The sequence below is a fragment of the Bradyrhizobium tropiciagri genome, assembly GCF_018130545.1.
In the GTDB taxonomy this organism is placed as follows: domain Bacteria; phylum Pseudomonadota; class Alphaproteobacteria; order Rhizobiales; family Xanthobacteraceae; genus Bradyrhizobium; species Bradyrhizobium tropiciagri_A.
The window spans coordinates 110,480-128,828 of the sequence record NZ_JAFCKF010000004.1 but is presented as its reverse complement, the minus strand read 5'-3'; the positions used below and the strand labels follow the sequence as shown (position 1 = coordinate 128,828).

Genomic DNA, 18,349 nt, shown 5'->3' with positions numbered 1-18,349 from the left:
CATCCTTCCGGCAAGGAGGACGGACCTGGTTTCTCACCGTACCCCGCTGACGCTCCTCGCGATCTCCCTGGGCGCCATCGCCGCAGTGTGGTGGTGGCTGGGTATCCCGGTCAGCCTCGTGCGCGCGCCGATCGATCCGAACGACAAGGTGCAGTGCATCTCGTACGCGCCGTTCCGAAACAATCAGACATCACTTTCGCCGGCGACGCAGGTCTCGCCGGAACAGATCGCGGAGGATCTTGCCCAGCTTGCCAAGATATCCCACTGCATCCGGACCTATGCGACCGATCTCGGTCTCGATCAGATTCCCGGCCTGGCAGCCAAAGCGGGCCTGAAAGTCATTCAGGGCATTTTCCTCGATCGGGACCGCAAGAAGAACGCGACGCAGGTCGAGACGGCGATCCGCCTCGCCAAGGAATATCCGGACACGATCATCGCGCTCGTGGTCGGCAACGAGGTGCTGCTGCGCAAGGAAATGTCGGCGTCCGACCTCGCCGCGATGATCCGCTCGATCAAGGCGCAGGTCTCGGTCCCCGTCACCTATGCCGACGTCTGGGAGTTCTGGCTGAGCAACCGCGAGTTGGCCGATGTCGTCGACTTCGTCACGATTCACATCCTGCCCTATTGGGAGAATGTTCCAATTGCCGCGGAACATGCCGCCGCGCACGCCGACGAGATGCGCCGGCAGGTCGCGGCGGCTTTTCCGGGCAAGGAGATCTTCATCGGCGAAATCGGCTGGCCGAGCGAGGGGCGCATGCGCGAATCCGCGCTGCCGTCGCGCATCAACCAGGCACGGGTGGTCTCTGAAGTCCTCGACCTTGCGCGGCGCGAGCATTTCCGCGTCAACCTGTTCGAAGCCTATGACGAAGGCTGGAAGCGCGAGATCGAGGGCACCATTGGCGGATCCTGGGGCCTGTTCGATTCCGAACAGCGCGCGCTGAAATATCCACCCGGAGTGCCGATCAGCAATTTTCCATCCTGGAAATTGCAGATGGCTGGTGGAATGGCGCTGGCGATCCTGGTGTTCGGCGCGGCATGGCTGACCTTGCGCCGCAGGCCCGGGACGCCCGAATTCGCATCATGGCTTGCGGTCGGCGTATCGGCGACCACGGCAGGAATCCTGTTTGGAGTCGCCGCCCAAAGAATGATTTATGAAAGCTACGGAACGGGAGGCTGGCTTATTTGGGGCTCGCTTCTGGTGGCGGCGACGGCGTCGCCGCTGTTCGCCGCCAATGCCCTGATATCGGGCCGCGCGCCGCCCAGTTTCCAGGAATTGTTGGGACCGAAGGGCTACCACACCGAAACGGTGCTGGTGACCTCGCATGGATTGGCCCTGATCGTCACCGTCGTGGTCGGCACGGCGGCCGCGATCGGCCTTGTGTTCGACCCACGCTTTATCGATTTTCCGTTTGCGCCGCTCACCATGGCGGCGGTGCCGTTTGCGGCGATGACGTTGCTCAATCCGCCAACCAAGGGAAGCCGCCCTTTGGCGGAATCGATCTTCGCCGGCATCTTTGTCGGAGCCGCCATCTATACGGGCCTCAACGAAGGATTTGAGAACTGGCAGGCGATGTGGACTTGCGCGGTCTTCATCCTGCTTGCGGGGACGCTGTGGCGGACCCGCGCCTGAGACGGTGCCCTAGCCGCGCAGCCTGACGCGATCCTCACGCGCGCAGTCGGTAACGAAGCCGATCACTGCGCGCACCGACGGCAATTCCACCAGATCGGGATGAGCGAGCAGCCAGAGATCGGACAGGCTCGAAAGCTTCTGCGGCGCGACCCGAACCAGATCGGGATAGTCGGCCCCGACAAGGCAGGACAGCGCGCAAATCCCGAGCCCGGCCCGCGCCGCCGCCAGCATGTCGCCCTGCGAGGAACAGCGCATCACCAGCGTGCCCTGCCGCGTGATGACATCGCTCCACCGCGCCAGCCGCACATTCGAGGCCTGGTCGGCAAACCCGATCACGCTGTGGCCCTTCCACTCATCCGGCCGCTCCGGAAGCTTGCGTCCAGCCGCATAGAGGCGTGAGGCATAGAAGCCAGCACCGAGCCGTCCGATCTTGCGCCCGATCAGGTTCTCATCCCCTGCATCGACCGGCCGCAGCACGACGTCGGCCTCACGGCGGCGCACGCTGGCCGGAAACGGATGGGTGATGATCTCGAGCTGGATGTTGGGGTGATCGCGCAGGAACGCCCCGAGCCGCGGCATCAGCCAGTGTGCAGCAAGCGTCGCGCCGATCGACAGCTTCACCACGCCACGAGCCTGCTCGCCGGTGGCAGACGCCGAGGCTTCCGCGCGCAAGGCGGCTGCGGCCATCACCTCCGTGTGCTCGCGGAACTTGCGGCCGTGCGAGGTCAGCGACAGCCCATCATGGGAACGCGCGAACAGGCGGGTCCCGAGTTGCTTCTCGAGCGCCGCGACGTTGCGGCCAACGGTGGGATGGCTGATGCGCAGCCGCCGCGCAGCGGCGGCGAAGCTGCGCGTCTCCGCCACCGCGACGAACGTCTTGCAGAGCTCCCAATCCATGCCGCTCGTCACCTACGTTCATTTCTGGGCAATCGACTGTTCAATATTGAACGCCATTACGCCGCCGTCCAGCCTTATATTGCGACGCAAGAGAGCCGCCGCTCCAAGCCATCACAACAAATCGCGAACCGCTCCGGCCACCGGCCGAGCGGTCCACCCATGGAGGATCCGAAACATGTCGCTGCCCGCGTCGCTCGCCAACAAGCTTGAACTGCCGGTCGTCGGCTCCCCGCTGTTCATCGTCTCGGGGCCGGAGCTCGTGATCGCGCAGTGCAAGGCCGGCATCGTCGGCTCATTCCCGGCGCTCAATGCCCGCCCGGCCGAGAAGCTCGGCGAATGGCTGACGCAGATCGAGAACGAGCTCGGCGAGTACCAGGCACTGCATCCCGAGAAGAAGGTCGCCCCCTACGCGGTCAACCAGATCTGTCATGCCTCCAACGACCGGCTGATGCACGACATGGAGACCTGTGTGAAGCACAAGGTGCCCATCATCATCACCTCGCTGCGTCCGCCGTCCGAGATCGTCGAGGCCGCGCATTCTTATGGCGGCGTGGTGTTCCACGACGTCATCAATGTGAAGCACGCCCGCAAGGCGGCCGAGCAGGGTGTCGACGGCCTGATCCTGGTCTGCGCCGGCGCCGGCGGCCATGCCGGCACGCTGTCGCCGTTCGCGCTGGTGCGCGAGGTGAAGCAATGGTTCAAGGGCACGATCCTGCTGTCGGGTGCTATCTCCGACGGCTGGAGCATCGCATCCGCCCTCGCGCTCGGCGCCGACCTCGCTTATGTCGGCACCCGTTTCATCGCGACCGAGGAAGCCAATGCCGACGTCAAATACAAGCAGGCGCTGACCGAATATGCCGCCCACGACATCGTCTATTCGAACTTGTTCACCGGCGTGCACGGCAACTACCTCGGACCGTCGATCGCGGCAGCGGGGCTCGATCCAGCCAATTTGCCGATCGCCGACAAATCCAAGATGAATTTCGGCTCCGGCGGCAACATGAAGGTCAAGGCCTGGCGCGACATCTGGGGCTCGGGCCAGGGCATCGGCCAGATCGTCGACGCCCCGCCGGTCGGAGAACTGGTGGCGCGGCTGAAGGCGGAGTTTAATGCGGCACGCAGCGAGTTCCTTCAGGCCAGCGCCTGAGTCCGCTTGGAGAGGCTCATTATGATCATCAGCGGCGACCGACAGATCAGCTACGCCGACATTCACGCCCGCATCGCGCGGGCCGCGAGCGGTTTCCGCGCGTTCGGCGTGCAGGGCGGCAAGCCGATCGGCATGATGCTGCGCAACGATTTCGCACTGTTCGAGGTAGTTGCGGCCTCGGCCGCGCTCGGCAGTCCGGTGGTGCCGATCAACTGGCATCTGAAGGCCGACGAGGTCGCCTACATCCTCGCTGACAGCGGCGCCGACACCCTGGTCTGCCACGCCGACCTGCTGCCGCAGATCCGCGACGGGGTGCCGGCTGGAATCAAGCTGCTGGTGGTGACGACGCCGCCGGAGATCGCCGCGGCCTATGGCGTGGCGCCGGCGCTCACGCGCGTGCCTGATGGCATGACCGATTGGGATGTCTGGCGCGAGACGCACCGGCCGCTGACCGACGCACCGGTCGGCGCGGCGCCGATGTTCTACACCTCGGGCACAACCGGACTACCGAAGGGCGTCAAGCGCAAGCCGATGCGGCCGGAGCAGCAGCCGGCGGCCGCCCGCATCGGCGCGCTCACCTACGGCGTCAAGCCGAACGAGGACCAGGTGATCCTGATGAACGGCCCGATGTACCATTCGGCGCCGCATTCCTATGGGATGCTCGCGTTCCGCAATGGCTGTAGCATCGTGCTTGAGCCGCGTTTCGATCCAGAGGATCTGCTGCAACTGATTGAGCGCCACCGCGTCACGCATATGCATATGGTGCCGACGATGTTCGTGCGGTTGCTGCGGCTACCGGAGGAGACGCGGCGCCGCTACGACCTGTCGTCGCTGCGCTTCATCATCCATGGCGCGGCGCCCTGCCCGGTCGACGTCAAGCGCGCGATGATCGAGTGGTGGGGCCCCGTCATCAATGAATATCTCGGCTCGACCGAGACCGGCATCCCGGTGTGGCACTCTTCGGCGGAAGCATTGGCCAAGCCCGGCACGGTCGGGCGGGCGATCGAGGGCGGCATCGTCAAGATCTTCCGGCCCGACGGGACGCAATGCGACGTCGGCGAACCCGGCGAAATCTTCATGCGTCAAACGTTGATCTCGGATTTCGATTACCACGGCAACGCCAAGGCGCGCACCGAGGCCGACCGCGACGGCCTGATCAGCGTCGGCGATGTCGGCTATCTCGACGCGGACGGCTATCTGTTCCTGTGCGACCGCAAGCGCGACATGGTGATCTCGGGCGGCGTCAACATCTATCCCGCGGAGATCGAGAACACCCTGATCGGCATGGAGGGTGTCCGCGACTGCGCGGTGTTCGGCGTTCCCGACGACGAATATGGCGAGCGGCTGTTCGCCTGCGTCGAGCCGGAAGCCGGCAGCACGCTGTCGGCCGCATCGATCCAGGAATATCTCCGCGGCAAGCTCGCCAATTTCAAGGTGCCGCGCGACATCCGCTTCATGGACGCGCTGCCGCGCGAGGCCACCGGCAAGATCTTCAAGCGCAAGCTGCGCGACCTCTACCGCGAAGGACAGCTCCGCTGAGCGAGGCAACGGCCGGGCGAACGGCGTTTGAAACTTAGTTGCTGTTGCAAAACACCGGCAATCGACGCAACGATGCGCCCGCATCCGAAGCTGGGATCATTGCCATGAACTCGACCGACTTCATCGTCATCCGCAACGATCTGCAGCAATGCAAGGTGATCGAGACGGAGCTGCCAGAGATCGCGGCACTACCGGCCGACGCGCTGCTGGTCAAAGTGACCCGCTTCGCGTTCACCGCCAACAACATCACCTACGCCGTGATCGGCGAGCAGCTGAAATACTGGCAGCTGTTCCCGGCCCCCAAGGACTACGGCATCATCCCGGTGTGGGGTTTTGGCGAGGTGCTGGCCTCGAAGCACCCGAATCTCGCAGTCGGCGAAACGCTGTTCGGCTATTTTCCGATGGCGACCCACTTGGTGATCGAGGCGGCCGATGTCAGCAAGCGCGGCTTGCGTGATGGTGCTGCCCACCGGCAGGAGGTCTCGCCGGTCTACAACAACTATGCTCGCGTCTCCACTGACCCGACCTATGCCGGCCAGCAGGGCGATTTCCGCGCGCTGATGCTGCCGCTGTTCATGCTGTCGTTCCTGGTCGACGACGCGCTCGCCGAGAACGAATTCTACGGCGCACGCCGCGTCATCCTGTCCTCGGCCTCGAGCAAGACCGCATTCGGCCTCGCGCATCTGCTGCACAAGCGGGGCATCCACGTGATCGGACTGACCTCGAAGGGCAATGTCGATTTCGTCAGCTCGCTCGGCTGCTATGACGAGGTCGTCACCTATGACCAGGTCGCCGCGATCCCGTCGGCAGAGCCGGTCGCCTATGTCGACATGGCCGGCAACAGCGCGCTGCGCGAGAGCCTGCACCGGCACTTCGGCGCGCAGATGGTCTATTCCGGCCGGGTCGGCCTCACGCATCGCGCGAGCGAGCCGGACGAGCCGACCTTGCCCGGCGCCAAGCCGGTCTGGTTCTTCGCACCAGACCAGATCCGCAAGCGCGGCAAGGAATGGGGGCCCGGCGGCATCGAGCAGCGCTTTGGCGCCGCCTGGACCGAGCTCGTGCCGCATCTGCCCAATTGGCTCGGTGTCGTCGAGCGGCGTGGCCCGGCCGCGGTACGCGAGGCCTATCTCGATACCCTGCAAGGCCACGTGCCGCCGGATCAAGGCCTGATCCTGTCGCTGGCCGAATAGGCGCTATCCCGTCACGCCCTTTCTGCGGCCTCGCCAATGGGTATAGGCTTCGCGGCAATGGGAACGCCGCCAAGCAAACACCACCAAGGCGGCCGATGACGAGAAACGCCTGATGCTCGACAAGACGGACGATATTTCGGTCGCCGCCGACAACTGGCTTGTGCAGTTCGAGGATGCGCTGGCAAGCCCCGACGATGTGCTGCTGAAGCCGCTGTTCCATCCCGACAGCTATTGGCGCGACGTGCTGGCGCTGAGCTGGAACATCCAGACCGTCAACCGCGCCTTCGCCATCATCGAGGAACTGCCGGCGCATGCGCGTCGCAGCAGGCCGCACGACTTCCGCATCGATGCCGAGCGCGCTGCGCCGAGGCGCGTGATGCGCGCCGGCACCGAAGCGATCGAGGCGATCTTCAAGTTCGAGACCGCGACCGGCCGCGGCCACGGCATCGTGCGGCTGATCCCGGATGCCGCCGACGATGACCGGTTGAAGGCCTGGACGCTGCTGACGGCGATCGAGGAGCTGAAGGGGTTTGAGGAGCAGCAAGGCCACACGCGGCCGCGCGGACAGGCCTATTCGCGCGACTTCCGCGGCCCCAACTGGCTCGACCTGCGCAAGGCATCCACTCAGTATGCCGACCGCGATCCCGCTGTGCTGGTGGTCGGCGGCGGACAGGCCGGGCTTGCGATAGCCGCGCGGCTGCAAGCACTCAAGATCGACGCGCTGATCGTCGATCGCGAGGCCCGCGTCGGCGACAATTGGCGCAAGCGCTATCACGCGCTGACCCTGCACAACCAGGTGCAGGTCAATCACTTGCCTTACATGCCATTCCCGCCGAACTGGCCGACCTATATCCCGAAGGACAAGCTCGCCAACTGGTTCGAATCCTATGTCGACGCCATGGAGCTGAACTTCTGGACTGGCACGGAATTCGTCGGCGGCAGCTATGACGACGTGCAGGGACATTGGAACGTGGAACTGCGCCGCGCCGACGGCACGAGGCGGACAATGCAGCCGCGCCATGTCGTGATGGCGACCGGCGTCAGCGGCATCCCCAATCTGCCCGAGATCCCCGGCTTGAAGAATTTTTCCGGCAAGGTCATGCATTCCAGCGGCTACGAGGACGGCGAGAACTGGACCGGCAAGCGGGCGCTGGTGATCGGCACCGGCAACAGCGGCCACGACATCGCGCAGGACCTGCATTCTTCCGGCGCCGAGGTCACGTTGGTGCAGCGCTCCTCGACGCTGGTCACCAACATCGAGCCGTCGGCACAGCTGGCTTATGCCGCCTACAATGAAGGCTCGCTTGAGGACAACGATCTGATCGCGACCTCGATGCCGCTTGCACTCGCCAAGCGCAGCCACGTGCTGATCACCGAGCAATCGAAGCAGCTCGACAAGACGCTGCTCGACGGCCTCATGCGCAAGGGCTTCAAGCTTGATTTCGGCGACGGCGGCACCGGCTGGCAGTTCAAGTATCTGACCCGCGGCGGCGGCTACTACTTCAACGTCGGTTGTTCCGACCTCGTCGCAAGCGGCGCGATCGCCCTGAAGCAATTTGCCGACATCGAGACCTTCGTCAGCGAAGGCGCGCGGCTGAAGACCGGCGAAACGGTGGAAGCCGATATCATCGTGCTCGCAACCGGCTATCGGCCGCAGGAAGAACTGGTGAAAAAACTGTTCGGCGAGGCGATGGCCGGCCGTGTCGGCCCGATCTGGGGCTTTGGCGACGGTCAGGAGCTGCGCAACATGTACACCCGCACGCCACAGCCCGGCCTGTGGTTCATCGCCGGCAGCCTCGCGCAGTGCCGCATCAACTCGCGCTACCTCGCGCTGCAGATCAAGGCGATCGAGGAGGGCCTGCTGCCGCGTGACGTCGGGCCGGTGGCGAGGCTTGTCTAACCCACACCGTCATTCCGGGACGATGCGCAGCATCGAGCTATGATGTGCAATTGCACATCTGAGAATCCATCAGGCCACATTTTCTGCGGATGAACGGATTCCGGGCCTGCGTTGCGCGCATCCCGGAATGAGGAGAAGAGAGAGGACGTACCATGCCAACCATCCTGGGCACCGGCGAGCACCGCTACCGGGTCGTTGAGAACTTCGCGAAACTGCCGGACGGCTGGAGCCTGACCGATGTCGCCTCCGTCGCGGTCGACAGCAAGGACCGCGTCTACGTCTTCAACCGCGGCGACCACCCGATGGTGGTGCTCGACCGCGAGGGGAATTTCATCCGGAGCTTCGGTGAAGGCGTGTTCTCGCGCGCCCACGGCCTGCACATCGACGCCGACGACAATCTCTATTGCACCGACGACGGCGACCACACCGTGCGCAAGTGCTCGACCGACGGCAAGGTGCTGCTGACGATCGGCATCCCGAACAAGCCGGCGCCATTCATGAGCGGCGAGCCGTTCCATCGCTGCACCCACACCGCGCTGTCGCCGAAGGGCGAGATCTATGTCTCCGATGGCTATGGCAATGCCTGCGTCCACAAATACACGCCGGATGGAAAGCTGATCAAAACCTGGGGCGAGCCCGGCACCGATCCCGGCCAGTTCAACATCGTGCACAACATCGCGACCGACGCCGACGGCTGGGTCTACGTCGCCGACCGCGAGAACCACCGCGTCCAGGTGTTCGACGGCAACGGCAGATACGAGACGCAGTGGAACAATCTGCACCGTCCCTGCGCGCTGTGCTGCTGCGGCGGCGGCAAGCAGCCGACCTTCGTGATCGGCGAGCTCGGTCCCGGCATGGCCGTCAACCGCAAGGTGCCCAATCTCGGCCCGCGGCTGTCGATCGTCGATCACACCGGCAAGCGCATCGCGCGACTCGGCGGCGAGCACGGTCCCGGCGTCGAGACCGGAAAATTCCTCGCGCCGCACGGCCTCGCGCTGGATTCCCGCGGCGACATCTATGTCGGCGAGGTCGGCGTCACCGACTGGAAGACCAGCTTTCCGGACACCGAGATGCCGGCCGCGGTGCGCACGACGCGGTGCCTGCAGAAGCTGGAGCGGGTGACGGCGTAGCCTTCAGATAGCAAAACCGTCCTTGTCCCGTCACCCTGAGGTGGCCGCTTCTTCAGCGGCCCTCGAAGGGTCGACGGCTCGGATCGTGGCCGTGCATCCTTCGAGGCTCGCTCCGCTCGCACCTCAGGATGACGGGTTTGGCAGAAAGCGACCACGCCGCCCTCAAATCTCGCCGATCACCTCGCGACGGCGCAGCTCGGATTCTTCCGCATAGCGCCGCATGGCGTGCGCTTCGGTGAGCAGGCCGATCGGCCGCCGATCGCCATCGCCTTCGACCACGGCGAGCGATTCCGCTTCGGCGGCGTCGAACACGGCGATTGCCTCCTGGACGTTCATGCCGGGATGGAGCACCACGTCGGCGTAGCGCAGGATCCCGCCGAGTCCCTTATCCTCCTCGAGGTCCGGCGCATGCGCTTCCGCGACCAGCGCCAGCCCGGCATAGCGTCCCTCGCCGTCGACCGCGACGACCTGGGTCTTCGACCCCGGTGGAAACTCCTCGCGGAACGCCTCGATCGGCATCGCGGCGCTCACCGTCGTCATGTCCTGTCGCATCATCTTGCCGACCGTGAGATCGCGGATCCAGCCGATGTCGGCGGCGCTGCGGATAGTCTCGCCGCGCAGATGCAGCCGCCAGGTCGCGAACGAATAGCCGAACAATTCGCGCGTGATCGTGGTCGAGATGATGACCGCGACCAGCACCGCGGTGGTGAGCCAGAGGTTGCCGGTGGATTCCAGCGCGATGAACGACATCGTCAGCGGACCGCCGATCACCGAGGCCGACAGCGCGCTCATGCCGATGACCGCATAGGCGTTGGGATCGAGGTTGAGCCCCGGCCACACGATGTCGACGCCGGCGGCGAACAGCCGGCCGCCGAGCGCCCCCATGAACAGCGTGGCGAAGAACAGTCCGCCGCGGAAGCCGGACCCGAGCGAGACGATCGAGGCGATCGCCTTTAATGCGAACACGCCGGCGATGAAGGCGAGCGGCATCGCCACGATGCCGGCGAAGCGCAGCGCGCCGTGGCCCGACGACATCACCTGCGGCGTCAGCAGCGCCATCGCGCCGACGGCAAGCCCGCCGAGCGCGGGACGCAGCGGCTGCCAGAGCTTTGTCTTGGTGAGCACCGCCTCGCACAGCGTCACCCCGCGCATGATCGCAATCCCGGTCAGGGCTGCGACCATGCCGAGCAACGCGGCGATCGCGAGATCCCGCCCGAGCACGTCGCCGACGGTTCCGACGCCGACGCCGAGCGGCAGCGGCTCGAAGGCATGGGCGACGAAATAGCCGGTCACCGCCGCCACGCCGACCGGCGTCAAGCTTGCCGGCGTGTAACCGCCGATCACAAGTTCGAAAGCATAGAACGCGCCCGCGAGCGGCGCGCTGAAGGCCCCGGCGATCGCGGCCGCCGCGCCGCAGCCGACCATGATTCGCTGGTCGTTACGGCGGAGGTGGAAGCCGCGGCCGAGCGAGGCCGCGAGTCCGCTGGACAATTGGGTGTAGCCGGCTTCGAGCCCAACCGAGCCGCCGACGCCGCTCGACCAAATCGTCTGCAGCGCCACGATCACGCTGCCGCGGAACGACATCCGCCCGCCATAGAGCGCATTGGCCTCGATCGGGTCGATCTCGCGGGCCGGCCGGACCCGGAGCAGCAGCAGGAACGCAAATCCCAGCAGCAGGCCGCCAACCGTTGGAACCACGAGCGCGCGGGCTGGATCGATGCTCGGTTGACTCGATAACCGTTCCCCCCACGGAATATTGAACAGCACCGAATGCAGCACCGTGACGAGGCTGCTCATGACCGCCACCACGAGGCCGCCAATGGCGCCGATCAGCACCGCGAGCACCACGAGGCTCGTCTCGTGCGCGCGCACGAATGCGCGCAGCCGGCGCGGCGCCTCGAGATAGCGTGATGTCGTGGTCATCGGCAGGGTCCGTCACTGGCCGAGGGGGCTTACCGCTCCCTTTACGGGCCTCGCGGGCAGGAGGCAATCGGGGCAGGAACATGGCAGGGGACGGCGGATAAGCCGCTCATTGCTCTTCACAATCCCGTCACGCTGCCTGTAGTATGTGAGTGCATGCTGCTTCGCAGCTAATGGGAGTCAGGAGCGTTATTTGAACGCACATGTCTCGCAAGGCGGTTGGCCGGTGCTGGTCTTGAATGCGGACTTCCGGCCGCTGAGTTATTACCCGCTGTCGCTCTGGTCCTGGCAGGACGCGATCAAGGCGGTGTTCCTCGATCGTGTCAACATCGTCGAATATTACGACCGCGCGGTACGAAGTCCTTCCTTCGAAATCCAGTTGCCGAGCGTCGTATCCCTCAAATCCTTCGTCAAGCCGACCACCCACCCCGCCTTCACCCGGTTCAACGTCTTCCTTCGCGACCGATTCAGCTGCCAATATTGCCTGTCGGCCGACGACCTCACCTTCGATCACATCATTCCGCGCAGCAAGGGTGGCCAGACCACCTGGGAAAACGTGGTCGCCGCCTGCTCACCCTGCAATCTGCGCAAGGGCAATCTGACGCCGCAGCAGGCCAAGATGTTTCCGAAGCAGACGCCCTATGCACCCACCGTGCATCAGCTCCATCGCAACGGCCGGCTCTTCCCGCCGAACTATCTGCATGAGAGCTGGCTGGATTATCTCTACTGGGATACTGAGCTCGATCCGTAACCAAAGCGGCCGTACGGCTTAGTGGGCAATCAGCCGGGGTGCGTGCGTGAGGAAGTCCGGGATGGACATCTCCAGCACCGTTAGGCCGGCGGGGCCTTCGACGTATTCATCGCCGCGCAGGCGGCTCAGCAAGCTGTCAACGGGACGCGCGAGCGCCGCCAGCCCCAGATCGCTTCGACGCGAGACGCGCCGCGAAAGACGTTCGACGAACGGTGCCACCGGACGGAAGGTGCGCACCCATTCCAGGTTCTGCAGCGGAATCGTTTTCCCGCCGATCGCCAACAGCGACTTGGCGCTGGTCGGCGATGCACTGTCGCAGAACGAAAGACTTGCCCTTTTCGGCCGCAGACCAAGATTGAGCTGGGCCGCACCGGCGGAGTCCCGGTTTGATGGCGGGGCTCGGATTGCAGCGCTGGCTCGTGTTCCGGCATCGCGCCTTCGCCATGGCGTTGACACGCATTCCGGAAGTGAACGCGGCCGTGGTGCGCGGCGACATCTATGTCGGCGGCCTCGCCGGCGAAGACTGGAGCCGATTAATGCACGACTTCGGCTGAGGTCGGGCCGCGCGCCGCGCAATGCGGCGAAAACGACAAGGCCGTGCCACTTGCATGCCCGGGTCCAACCCCGTTCGCTTTTGCGTGATCGGCAGCGATATTTCCGACCATATGGTTGCAGACTAATAGTTAGCATCCTAACTATTCTGCATGCCGCCCACCCAATCCCATATCCACGCCGAGATCGGCCGCCTGATCACCAGGCTTGGGCGGATCTGGCGCCGCGAGTCGGATCAGGCGCTGTCGGAACACGGCCTGTCCTATGCGACGGCGATTCCGCTACTGGTGCTGTCGCGGCAGGGGGAAAACGTCCGCCAGGGCGTGCTGGCCGACGAGTTGGGGATCGAGGGACCGTCGCTGGTGCGGTTGATCGATCTGCTCCAGTCTGAAGGCCTGGTCGAGCGTCGCGAGGACCCGACCGACCGGCGCGCCAAGACGCTGCATCTCACCCAAACCGGCGAAGCCAAGGTCGAGGAAACCAACCGGGTGCTGCGCCGCGTGCGATCGAGCCTGCTGAAGGATATCGGCAGCGAGGAACTTGCGGTAACCTTCGAAGTGCTCCTGCGCATCGAGCAGCGCGCGAGCCGCTTGCAGGACGCCAAAACACCTCCCGCCGCGACTCCTCAAGAGGCGAAATAGTCATGCGCGCGGAAGAGCCGTTCCTGGTCCGCCACGCGGACCTCATCTTCGCGTTGAAGACGTTCGCCGCGTCGATGCTGGCGCTCGTCATCGCGTTGATGATCGATCTGCCGCGTCCCTATTGGGCGATGGCGACGGTCTACATCACCTCGCAGCCGCTGGCCGGTGCGACCAGCTCGAAGGCGTTCTTCCGCGTCGTCGGCACCCTGGTGGGCGCGAGCATGACGGTCGCGCTGGTGCCGAACCTGATCGATGCGCCGGAGCTGCTGTGTCTCGCGATCGCGCTCTGGGTCGGGCTCTGCCTTTATCTGTCGCTGCTCGACGGCACGCCGCGCAGCTATGTCTTCATGCTGGGCGGATACACCGTCGCATTGATCGGTTTTCCGTCGGTGTCCGCCCCGGGCAGCATCTTCGATATCGCGCTGGCGCGGGTCGAGGAGATCTCGCTCGGCATCATTTGTGCGAGCCTGGTGTCGACCGTGGTGTTTCCCCGCAGCGTCGCACCGGCGGTCGGAAGCCGCGTCCGGAGCTGGCTGTCGGATGCACGCCGCCTGTCCCGCGATGTGCTGCTCGATCACGGGACCAGCGAGACGCGCCGGGCCGAACGCCTGCGCCTTGCGACCGACATCGTCGAGCTCGACACCCTGACGACCCATCTCGCCTATGACCGGCTGGCCGACGCCGGCCTCGTGCACGGCCTGCGTGAAGTCCGGCTTCGCATGCTGATGCTGCTGCCGATCATCACGTCGATCGAGGACCGGCTTGCCGCACTCGGCGAGGCGGCGCTGCAAAGGCAGCCGGAACTGCGGCGCCTGCTCGGCGATCTCGCCGAATGGATCGTGGACGAGGATCGCCAGAGGCAATCCGGCGAGCAGATCAGGGCTGCAATCGCCGAGCGGCAGTCCGCGCTCGACGGCTTCGCGCCGCGGGAGCGTATCATCACGATCAGCCTGCTGCTCCGGCTCCGCGAACTTGTCGACATCTCGGCCGATTGCCGCGCGGTGGGCGATGCGATTGCCGCGGGCCGGGATATCTCGACCGTGCCGCTGGCGTTCCATCCGGAGTCGGGGGCAGCACCAGTCCGTCATCGTGACCACGGCATGGCGCTGTGGTCGGCCGCGGGAGCGGCTGTGGCGATCCTGATCTGCTGCGGTCTGTGGATTGCGACCGGCTGGGCCGATGGCGCCTCGGCGCCGATGATGGCGGCGGTCGCCTGCTCCTTCTTCGCAGCGCAGGATGAACCGGCGCGCAGCATCCGGGCCTTCGGAATGTTTTCGCTGGTCGCGATCGTCGTCGTCGCGATCTATCAGTTCGCGCTGGTGCCCGGCATCTCCCATGTCGAGGTCCTGATCGCCGCACTGGCGCCGACCTTCCTGTTGTACGGCTTCCTGATCGCGCGGCCGAAAACCGCGCCGATCGGCATGGCGCTCGCGGCCAACACCGCAACGCTGCTCGCGCTGCAATCGACCTACAGCGCGGATTTTGCCAGTTTTGCCAACACCTCCGTCGCCTTCTTCCTCGGTGTCGTCATTGCCGAGATCGTGACGCGGATCGCGCGCGGCGTCGGCGCCGAATGGATCGCCAAGCGGCTGATGACGTCGAGCTGGCAGACGCTCGCGGAGGCAGCCGAGCGGCGCGGCCGCGGCGATCGCGCGCAGTTTGCCGGCCTGATGCTGCATCGGCTCGGACTATTGGTCCAGCGCATCGCCTTCATCTCGGAGAGCGACCGCCGCGACGCCGACAGCCTGGTCCAGCTGCGCATCGGTCTCAACATCATCGACCTCAGGCGCGCCCGTTATGGCCTCGCCGCATCGACCGTGCGCACCGTCGACGACATGCTGGACGACCTCGCGGCGGCGTTTCGCGCCCATGCGAACGAGGCGCTGCCGGGCAAGCTGCTATCATGCATCGATGCGGCGCTGACCGCGGTCGTCAAGGATCCCAATGAACGCGCGCGGGACGATGCGTTGCTCGGCCTCGTCGGCATCCGCCGCGGACTGTTTCCGGATGCACCGGCGTATCGATCGCAGCCCGAGGAGAGCTTTGCGGCATGAGATATGAGCTCGACATCTACGGTGTCCTGGTCCCGGCGCTGCTGCTGTGGCTCATCGTGGCCTATGCACTGAGCGCGGTGGTGACCCGGGTCATGCAGCGCTTCGGGCTGTACCGGCTGGTGTGGCACCGCGCGCTGTTCAATTTCGCACTGTACGTATGCCTGTTGGGCGTCGTCGTTTATCTCTCGGAGTTTCTGCCATGAAAGGGAATTTCGCCTGGCTCGGCCGGGTTGCGCTGACCGCGGTCGCGCTCGTCGCCGCCCTCGCCGTCGCTCGCGCGCTCTGGATCTATTATATGGAGTCGCCGTGGACCCGCGACGGCAGGGTTCGCGCCGACGTGGTTCAGGTCGCTCCCGACGTATCCGGCTTCGTCACCGACGTGCTGGTCAAGGACAACCAGCCGGTACATCGCGGCGATATCCTGTTCCGGATCGATCGCGCGCGCTTTGCCCTGGCGTTGCAGCAGGCCGATGCCGCGGTCGCCGGCCATCGCGCCACGCTGGATCAGGCCGAATCCGACCTCAAACGCTACAACTCTCTGACCACCGATGCGGTGTCGCAGCAGAAGCAGGAGCAGGTGCTGGCCACGCAACTCCAGGCCAAGGCGGCTTACGACCAGGCGGTCGCTGATCGCGCCGTGGCGCAGCTCAACCTCGATCGCAGCGAAGTGCATGCATCGGTCAACGGCACCATCACCAATATGGACCTGCGGCCCGGCGCCTACGTCTCCGCGGGCAAGGGCGTGATGGCGCTGGTCGACAGCGACACGCTGCATGTGGAAGGCTATTTCGAGGAGACCAAGCTGGCGCGCATTCGCGTCGGCGACAAGGCGCAGGTCCGGCTGATGGGTGAGCCGGTCCGGCTCACCGGACATGTCGAGAGCATCGCGGCCGGCATCGAGGATCGCGATCGCGGGCAAGGCGCCAACCTGCTCGCCAACGTCAATCCGACCTTCAGCTGGGTCCGGCTGGCGCAGCGCGTCCCGGTGCGCATTGCGCTCGATCACCTGCCGGATCGCATTGCGTTGGTCGCCGGCCGTTCGGCGACGGTCGAGATCATGGACTAGCCGGCGGGCCGCACACGCCGCGACGGCACCAAGCCGGCCGCCCTTGCGGTGGTTTCCGTCGCCAAGCGCGTCTATCGCACACGGTAACGTTTGAAGTCGTCGCCGATGCTGCCTTGAATTGCCCTGGCCGCCGCGATGTCGGCATTGCCGCCGGCCTTGTCGCCCTGCTTCAGCTTCGCCAGCCCGCGTCCGTAGAGCGCGCTTGCGAGCTTCGGATCGACGCGAAGCGCGGAGCTGTAGTCGTCGATGGCAGCGCCAAGCTGGCCGGTCTTCAGATAGACCAGGCCACGCGAGTCATAGGTAGCAGCGTTGGCCGCGCCCGATTGCAGCGCCTTGTTGCAATCTTCCAGCGCCTCCTGCAACGCGCCGAGGATAGCCCGGCTCCAGCAGCGCCCGTTCCAGACACCATCCAGGTTCGGCTCGAGACGAATGGCCTGATCATAGTCCTGCGCCGCGCGGGCATAGTCATGCTTCTTCAGATAGGCGCCGGCGCGGTTGGCAAAGGCCTCGCCGTAGTTCGGGTTGAGCTTGATGGCCTGACCGAAGGCGTCGGTCGCGCGATCGTAGTCGCGCTTCCTCAAATAGGCCACGCCGCGATTGTTGAACGGCTTGATGTAGGTTGGATTGAGCTCGATCGAATGATCGAAATCCCGGATGGCACGGTCGTAATCACCTTTGGCCGTATAGGCGTTGCCGCGATCGTTGTAGGCGATCGCGAGGCCAACGGGCGTCATGTCCTCGCCGGCATCGATGAGCGCGGAGCATGCAACAATGCGCGCGTCGACCGCCTTGCGATCGTGGGTGCTGCACAGCTCGATATTCTCCAGATAGTCGCCCCTTGGCTTCGGGTTCTGCGCGGCCACCGGCGATGCGAGCGACAACAGGAGCAGCAACACCAGGCCGCTGCTCGCGGCGGTGCCCGCACGAGGCTTCATGTCGGGCTCCGGTATTGACGATGCGGAGCCACCGATTTCCGTGAGTAGCCGCACAAGACCGACGCCTTGCTTGCCTAGCACCCTCGACAAATGCCGGGATTGAACCTGTGGTAGATGTTTTGTTCGGGTTGCGGCGTCACGCGTGTCGCGGGCTTTTTCAAAAGCTTGCTCTTGCCCTCCTCGACGAGCGTCGCGAACCTGACCGTTCCGTCGTCGGATATTTCGATGCGCGGCGTGGTGCCTCGAATACCCATCGTCGCAGCCGGCGTGTCGATCTTCATATCGCCGGTCTTGGCGATGTTGCCGGCGACGAAGGTGAAGGTGCCGTTGGCCAGTTTGAACAGGGTCGAATTCGACTTGCCGTTCGGGTCGTAGACGAATTCGGTCATGGTCATCTTGGCATTGCTCGACAGATTGAACGAAGTGCCGTCGGTGAAATTGATTCCGACCCGCCCGTCTGCGCCGGTCTGCACCACGTCGCCCATAAAGACGCGGTCACCAACTTTCGCCTGCGGCGGTTGATCCGACAGGGCAGCCTGCACGACCACCGCACTCGGATGCTCGATCGTGACCGCGCCCGTGGCCGTCACGACCGTCCCGATGAAGTTCGCCGAGGAATTTTGAACCGCGGGTTGAGCCCGCTCGGTTTGCGCCAGCATCGGACCAGGCGTCAGCATCACGAACGCCAAAACGAAGCTTGCAAGCAATTGAACAATCAAATGGATGCGCACGATCCCCTCCGTTGAGAAGATATTGTCGTGTCACGGCGCGACGGCAATCTGGACCGCCAAGCCGGGGCCCCAGGACCTCTGGTGCCGAACGAGTTGCTGCAAAAACAAGCCTAAGGGCCTGGTGTCGCTCGAATAAAAATTAATAAGTGGACAATTTACTTGGTAAATATACACTAAATCTGGTGGGGCCGCACTTGCGATAATGGACAGCAGGTCTGTCGTTCTCGCGATGGCTCCCCGCCGCATTGGAAGCCGATTTTTCACTA

17 protein-coding genes are annotated in these 18,349 nt (G+C 64.9%); 12 read left to right on the top strand and 5 right to left on the bottom strand.

The window, feature by feature from the left end; all coding sequences use genetic code 11:
• Positions 1–67: 67 nt before the first annotated feature.
• Positions 68–1,630, top strand: a complete 1,563-nt coding sequence (locus JQ616_RS18245; RefSeq protein WP_212017825.1) for a glycosyl hydrolase family 17 protein — start codon at positions 68–70, stop codon at positions 1,628–1,630.
• 9 nt (positions 1,631–1,639) lie between these two features.
• Here the strand turns inward: JQ616_RS18245 and JQ616_RS18240 are convergent, their stop codons facing one another.
• A complete protein-coding gene (locus JQ616_RS18240) occupies positions 1,640–2,527 on the bottom strand; it encodes a LysR family transcriptional regulator (protein ID WP_212016590.1) in 888 nt (295 codons plus the stop codon).
• Positions 2,528–2,702: 175 nt separating this feature from the next.
• Here JQ616_RS18240 and JQ616_RS18235 point away from each other — a divergent pair, with 175 nt between their 5' ends.
• The 5 genes from JQ616_RS18235 to JQ616_RS18215 all read left to right on the top strand — a co-directional run bounded on the left by JQ616_RS18235 (position 2,703) and on the right by JQ616_RS18215 (position 9,433).
• Positions 2,703–3,674 (top strand): NAD(P)H-dependent flavin oxidoreductase, encoded by a 972-nt coding sequence (locus tag JQ616_RS18235; RefSeq protein ID WP_212016588.1) that lies wholly within the window; start codon positions 2,703–2,705, stop codon positions 3,672–3,674.
• A 21-nt stretch (positions 3,675–3,695) separates the two neighbouring features.
• A complete protein-coding gene (locus tag JQ616_RS18230) occupies positions 3,696–5,213 on the top strand; it encodes an acyl-CoA synthetase (RefSeq protein WP_212016586.1) in 1,518 nt (505 codons plus the stop codon).
• 104 nt (positions 5,214–5,317) lie between these two features.
• Positions 5,318–6,403: a DUF2855 family protein gene (locus JQ616_RS18225; RefSeq protein ID WP_212016584.1), complete on the top strand. Its 1,086-nt coding sequence runs from the start codon at positions 5,318–5,320 to the stop codon at positions 6,401–6,403.
• Between the two features lie 112 nt (positions 6,404–6,515).
• A complete protein-coding gene (locus tag JQ616_RS18220; RefSeq protein WP_212016582.1) occupies positions 6,516–8,303 on the top strand; it encodes a flavin-containing monooxygenase in 1,788 nt (595 codons plus the stop codon).
• A 152-nt stretch (positions 8,304–8,455) separates the two neighbouring features.
• Positions 8,456–9,433: a peptidyl-alpha-hydroxyglycine alpha-amidating lyase family protein gene (locus tag JQ616_RS18215; RefSeq protein ID WP_212016580.1), complete on the top strand. Its 978-nt coding sequence runs from the start codon at positions 8,456–8,458 to the stop codon at positions 9,431–9,433.
• 162 nt (positions 9,434–9,595) lie between these two features.
• Here JQ616_RS18215 and JQ616_RS18210 read toward each other — a convergent pair whose 3' ends face one another.
• Positions 9,596–11,356, bottom strand: a complete 1,761-nt coding sequence (locus tag JQ616_RS18210) for a chloride channel protein (protein WP_212016578.1) — start codon at positions 11,354–11,356, stop codon at positions 9,596–9,598.
• Between the two features lie 190 nt (positions 11,357–11,546).
• On the opposite strand from JQ616_RS18210, the gene JQ616_RS18205 reads away from it, so the two are divergent.
• Positions 11,547–12,104, top strand: coding sequence for an HNH endonuclease (locus JQ616_RS18205; protein WP_139486795.1), 558 nt, complete (start codon positions 11,547–11,549; stop codon positions 12,102–12,104).
• 18 nt (positions 12,105–12,122) lie between these two features.
• On the opposite strand, the gene JQ616_RS18200 is transcribed toward JQ616_RS18205, so the two are convergent.
• Entirely contained in the window at positions 12,123–12,386 is a 264-nt protein-coding gene (locus JQ616_RS18200) for a hypothetical protein (protein ID WP_212016576.1), read from the bottom strand.
• Between the two features lie 107 nt (positions 12,387–12,493).
• Here JQ616_RS18200 and JQ616_RS18195 point away from each other — a divergent pair, with 107 nt between their 5' ends.
• From JQ616_RS18195 to JQ616_RS18175, 5 genes are all read left to right on the top strand, one after another.
• Complete coding sequence (locus tag JQ616_RS18195; RefSeq protein ID WP_212016574.1) at positions 12,494–12,658, top strand: hypothetical protein; 165 nt, start codon at positions 12,494–12,496, stop codon at positions 12,656–12,658.
• A gap of 150 nt (positions 12,659–12,808) precedes the next feature.
• Entirely contained in the window at positions 12,809–13,297 is a 489-nt protein-coding gene (locus tag JQ616_RS18190) for a MarR family winged helix-turn-helix transcriptional regulator (protein WP_212016572.1), read from the top strand.
• 2 nt (positions 13,298–13,299) lie between these two features.
• Positions 13,300–15,351 carry an FUSC family protein gene (locus tag JQ616_RS18185; RefSeq protein WP_212016570.1) on the top strand — a complete coding sequence of 684 codons (2,052 nt, stop codon included), beginning with the start codon at positions 13,300–13,302 and terminating at the stop codon, positions 15,349–15,351.
• Positions 15,348–15,554, top strand: coding sequence for a DUF1656 domain-containing protein (locus JQ616_RS18180; protein ID WP_212016568.1), 207 nt, complete (start codon positions 15,348–15,350; stop codon positions 15,552–15,554). The genes JQ616_RS18185 and JQ616_RS18180 overlap by 4 nt, the downstream gene beginning before the upstream one ends.
• Positions 15,551–16,417, top strand: coding sequence for an efflux RND transporter periplasmic adaptor subunit (locus tag JQ616_RS18175; RefSeq protein WP_212016566.1), 867 nt, complete (start codon positions 15,551–15,553; stop codon positions 16,415–16,417). Before JQ616_RS18180 ends, JQ616_RS18175 begins: the two co-directional genes overlap by 4 nt.
• A gap of 71 nt (positions 16,418–16,488) precedes the next feature.
• Here JQ616_RS18175 and JQ616_RS18170 read toward each other — a convergent pair whose 3' ends face one another.
• Together JQ616_RS18170 and JQ616_RS18165 are read right to left on the bottom strand one after the other, a co-directional pair.
• Positions 16,489–17,352, bottom strand: a complete 864-nt coding sequence (locus JQ616_RS18170) for a tetratricopeptide repeat protein (protein ID WP_212016563.1) — start codon at positions 17,350–17,352, stop codon at positions 16,489–16,491.
• Between the two features lie 74 nt (positions 17,353–17,426).
• Entirely contained in the window at positions 17,427–18,011 is a 585-nt protein-coding gene (locus JQ616_RS18165) for a FecR family protein (RefSeq protein WP_249136968.1), read from the bottom strand.
• Between the last annotated feature and the right edge of the window lie 338 nt (positions 18,012–18,349).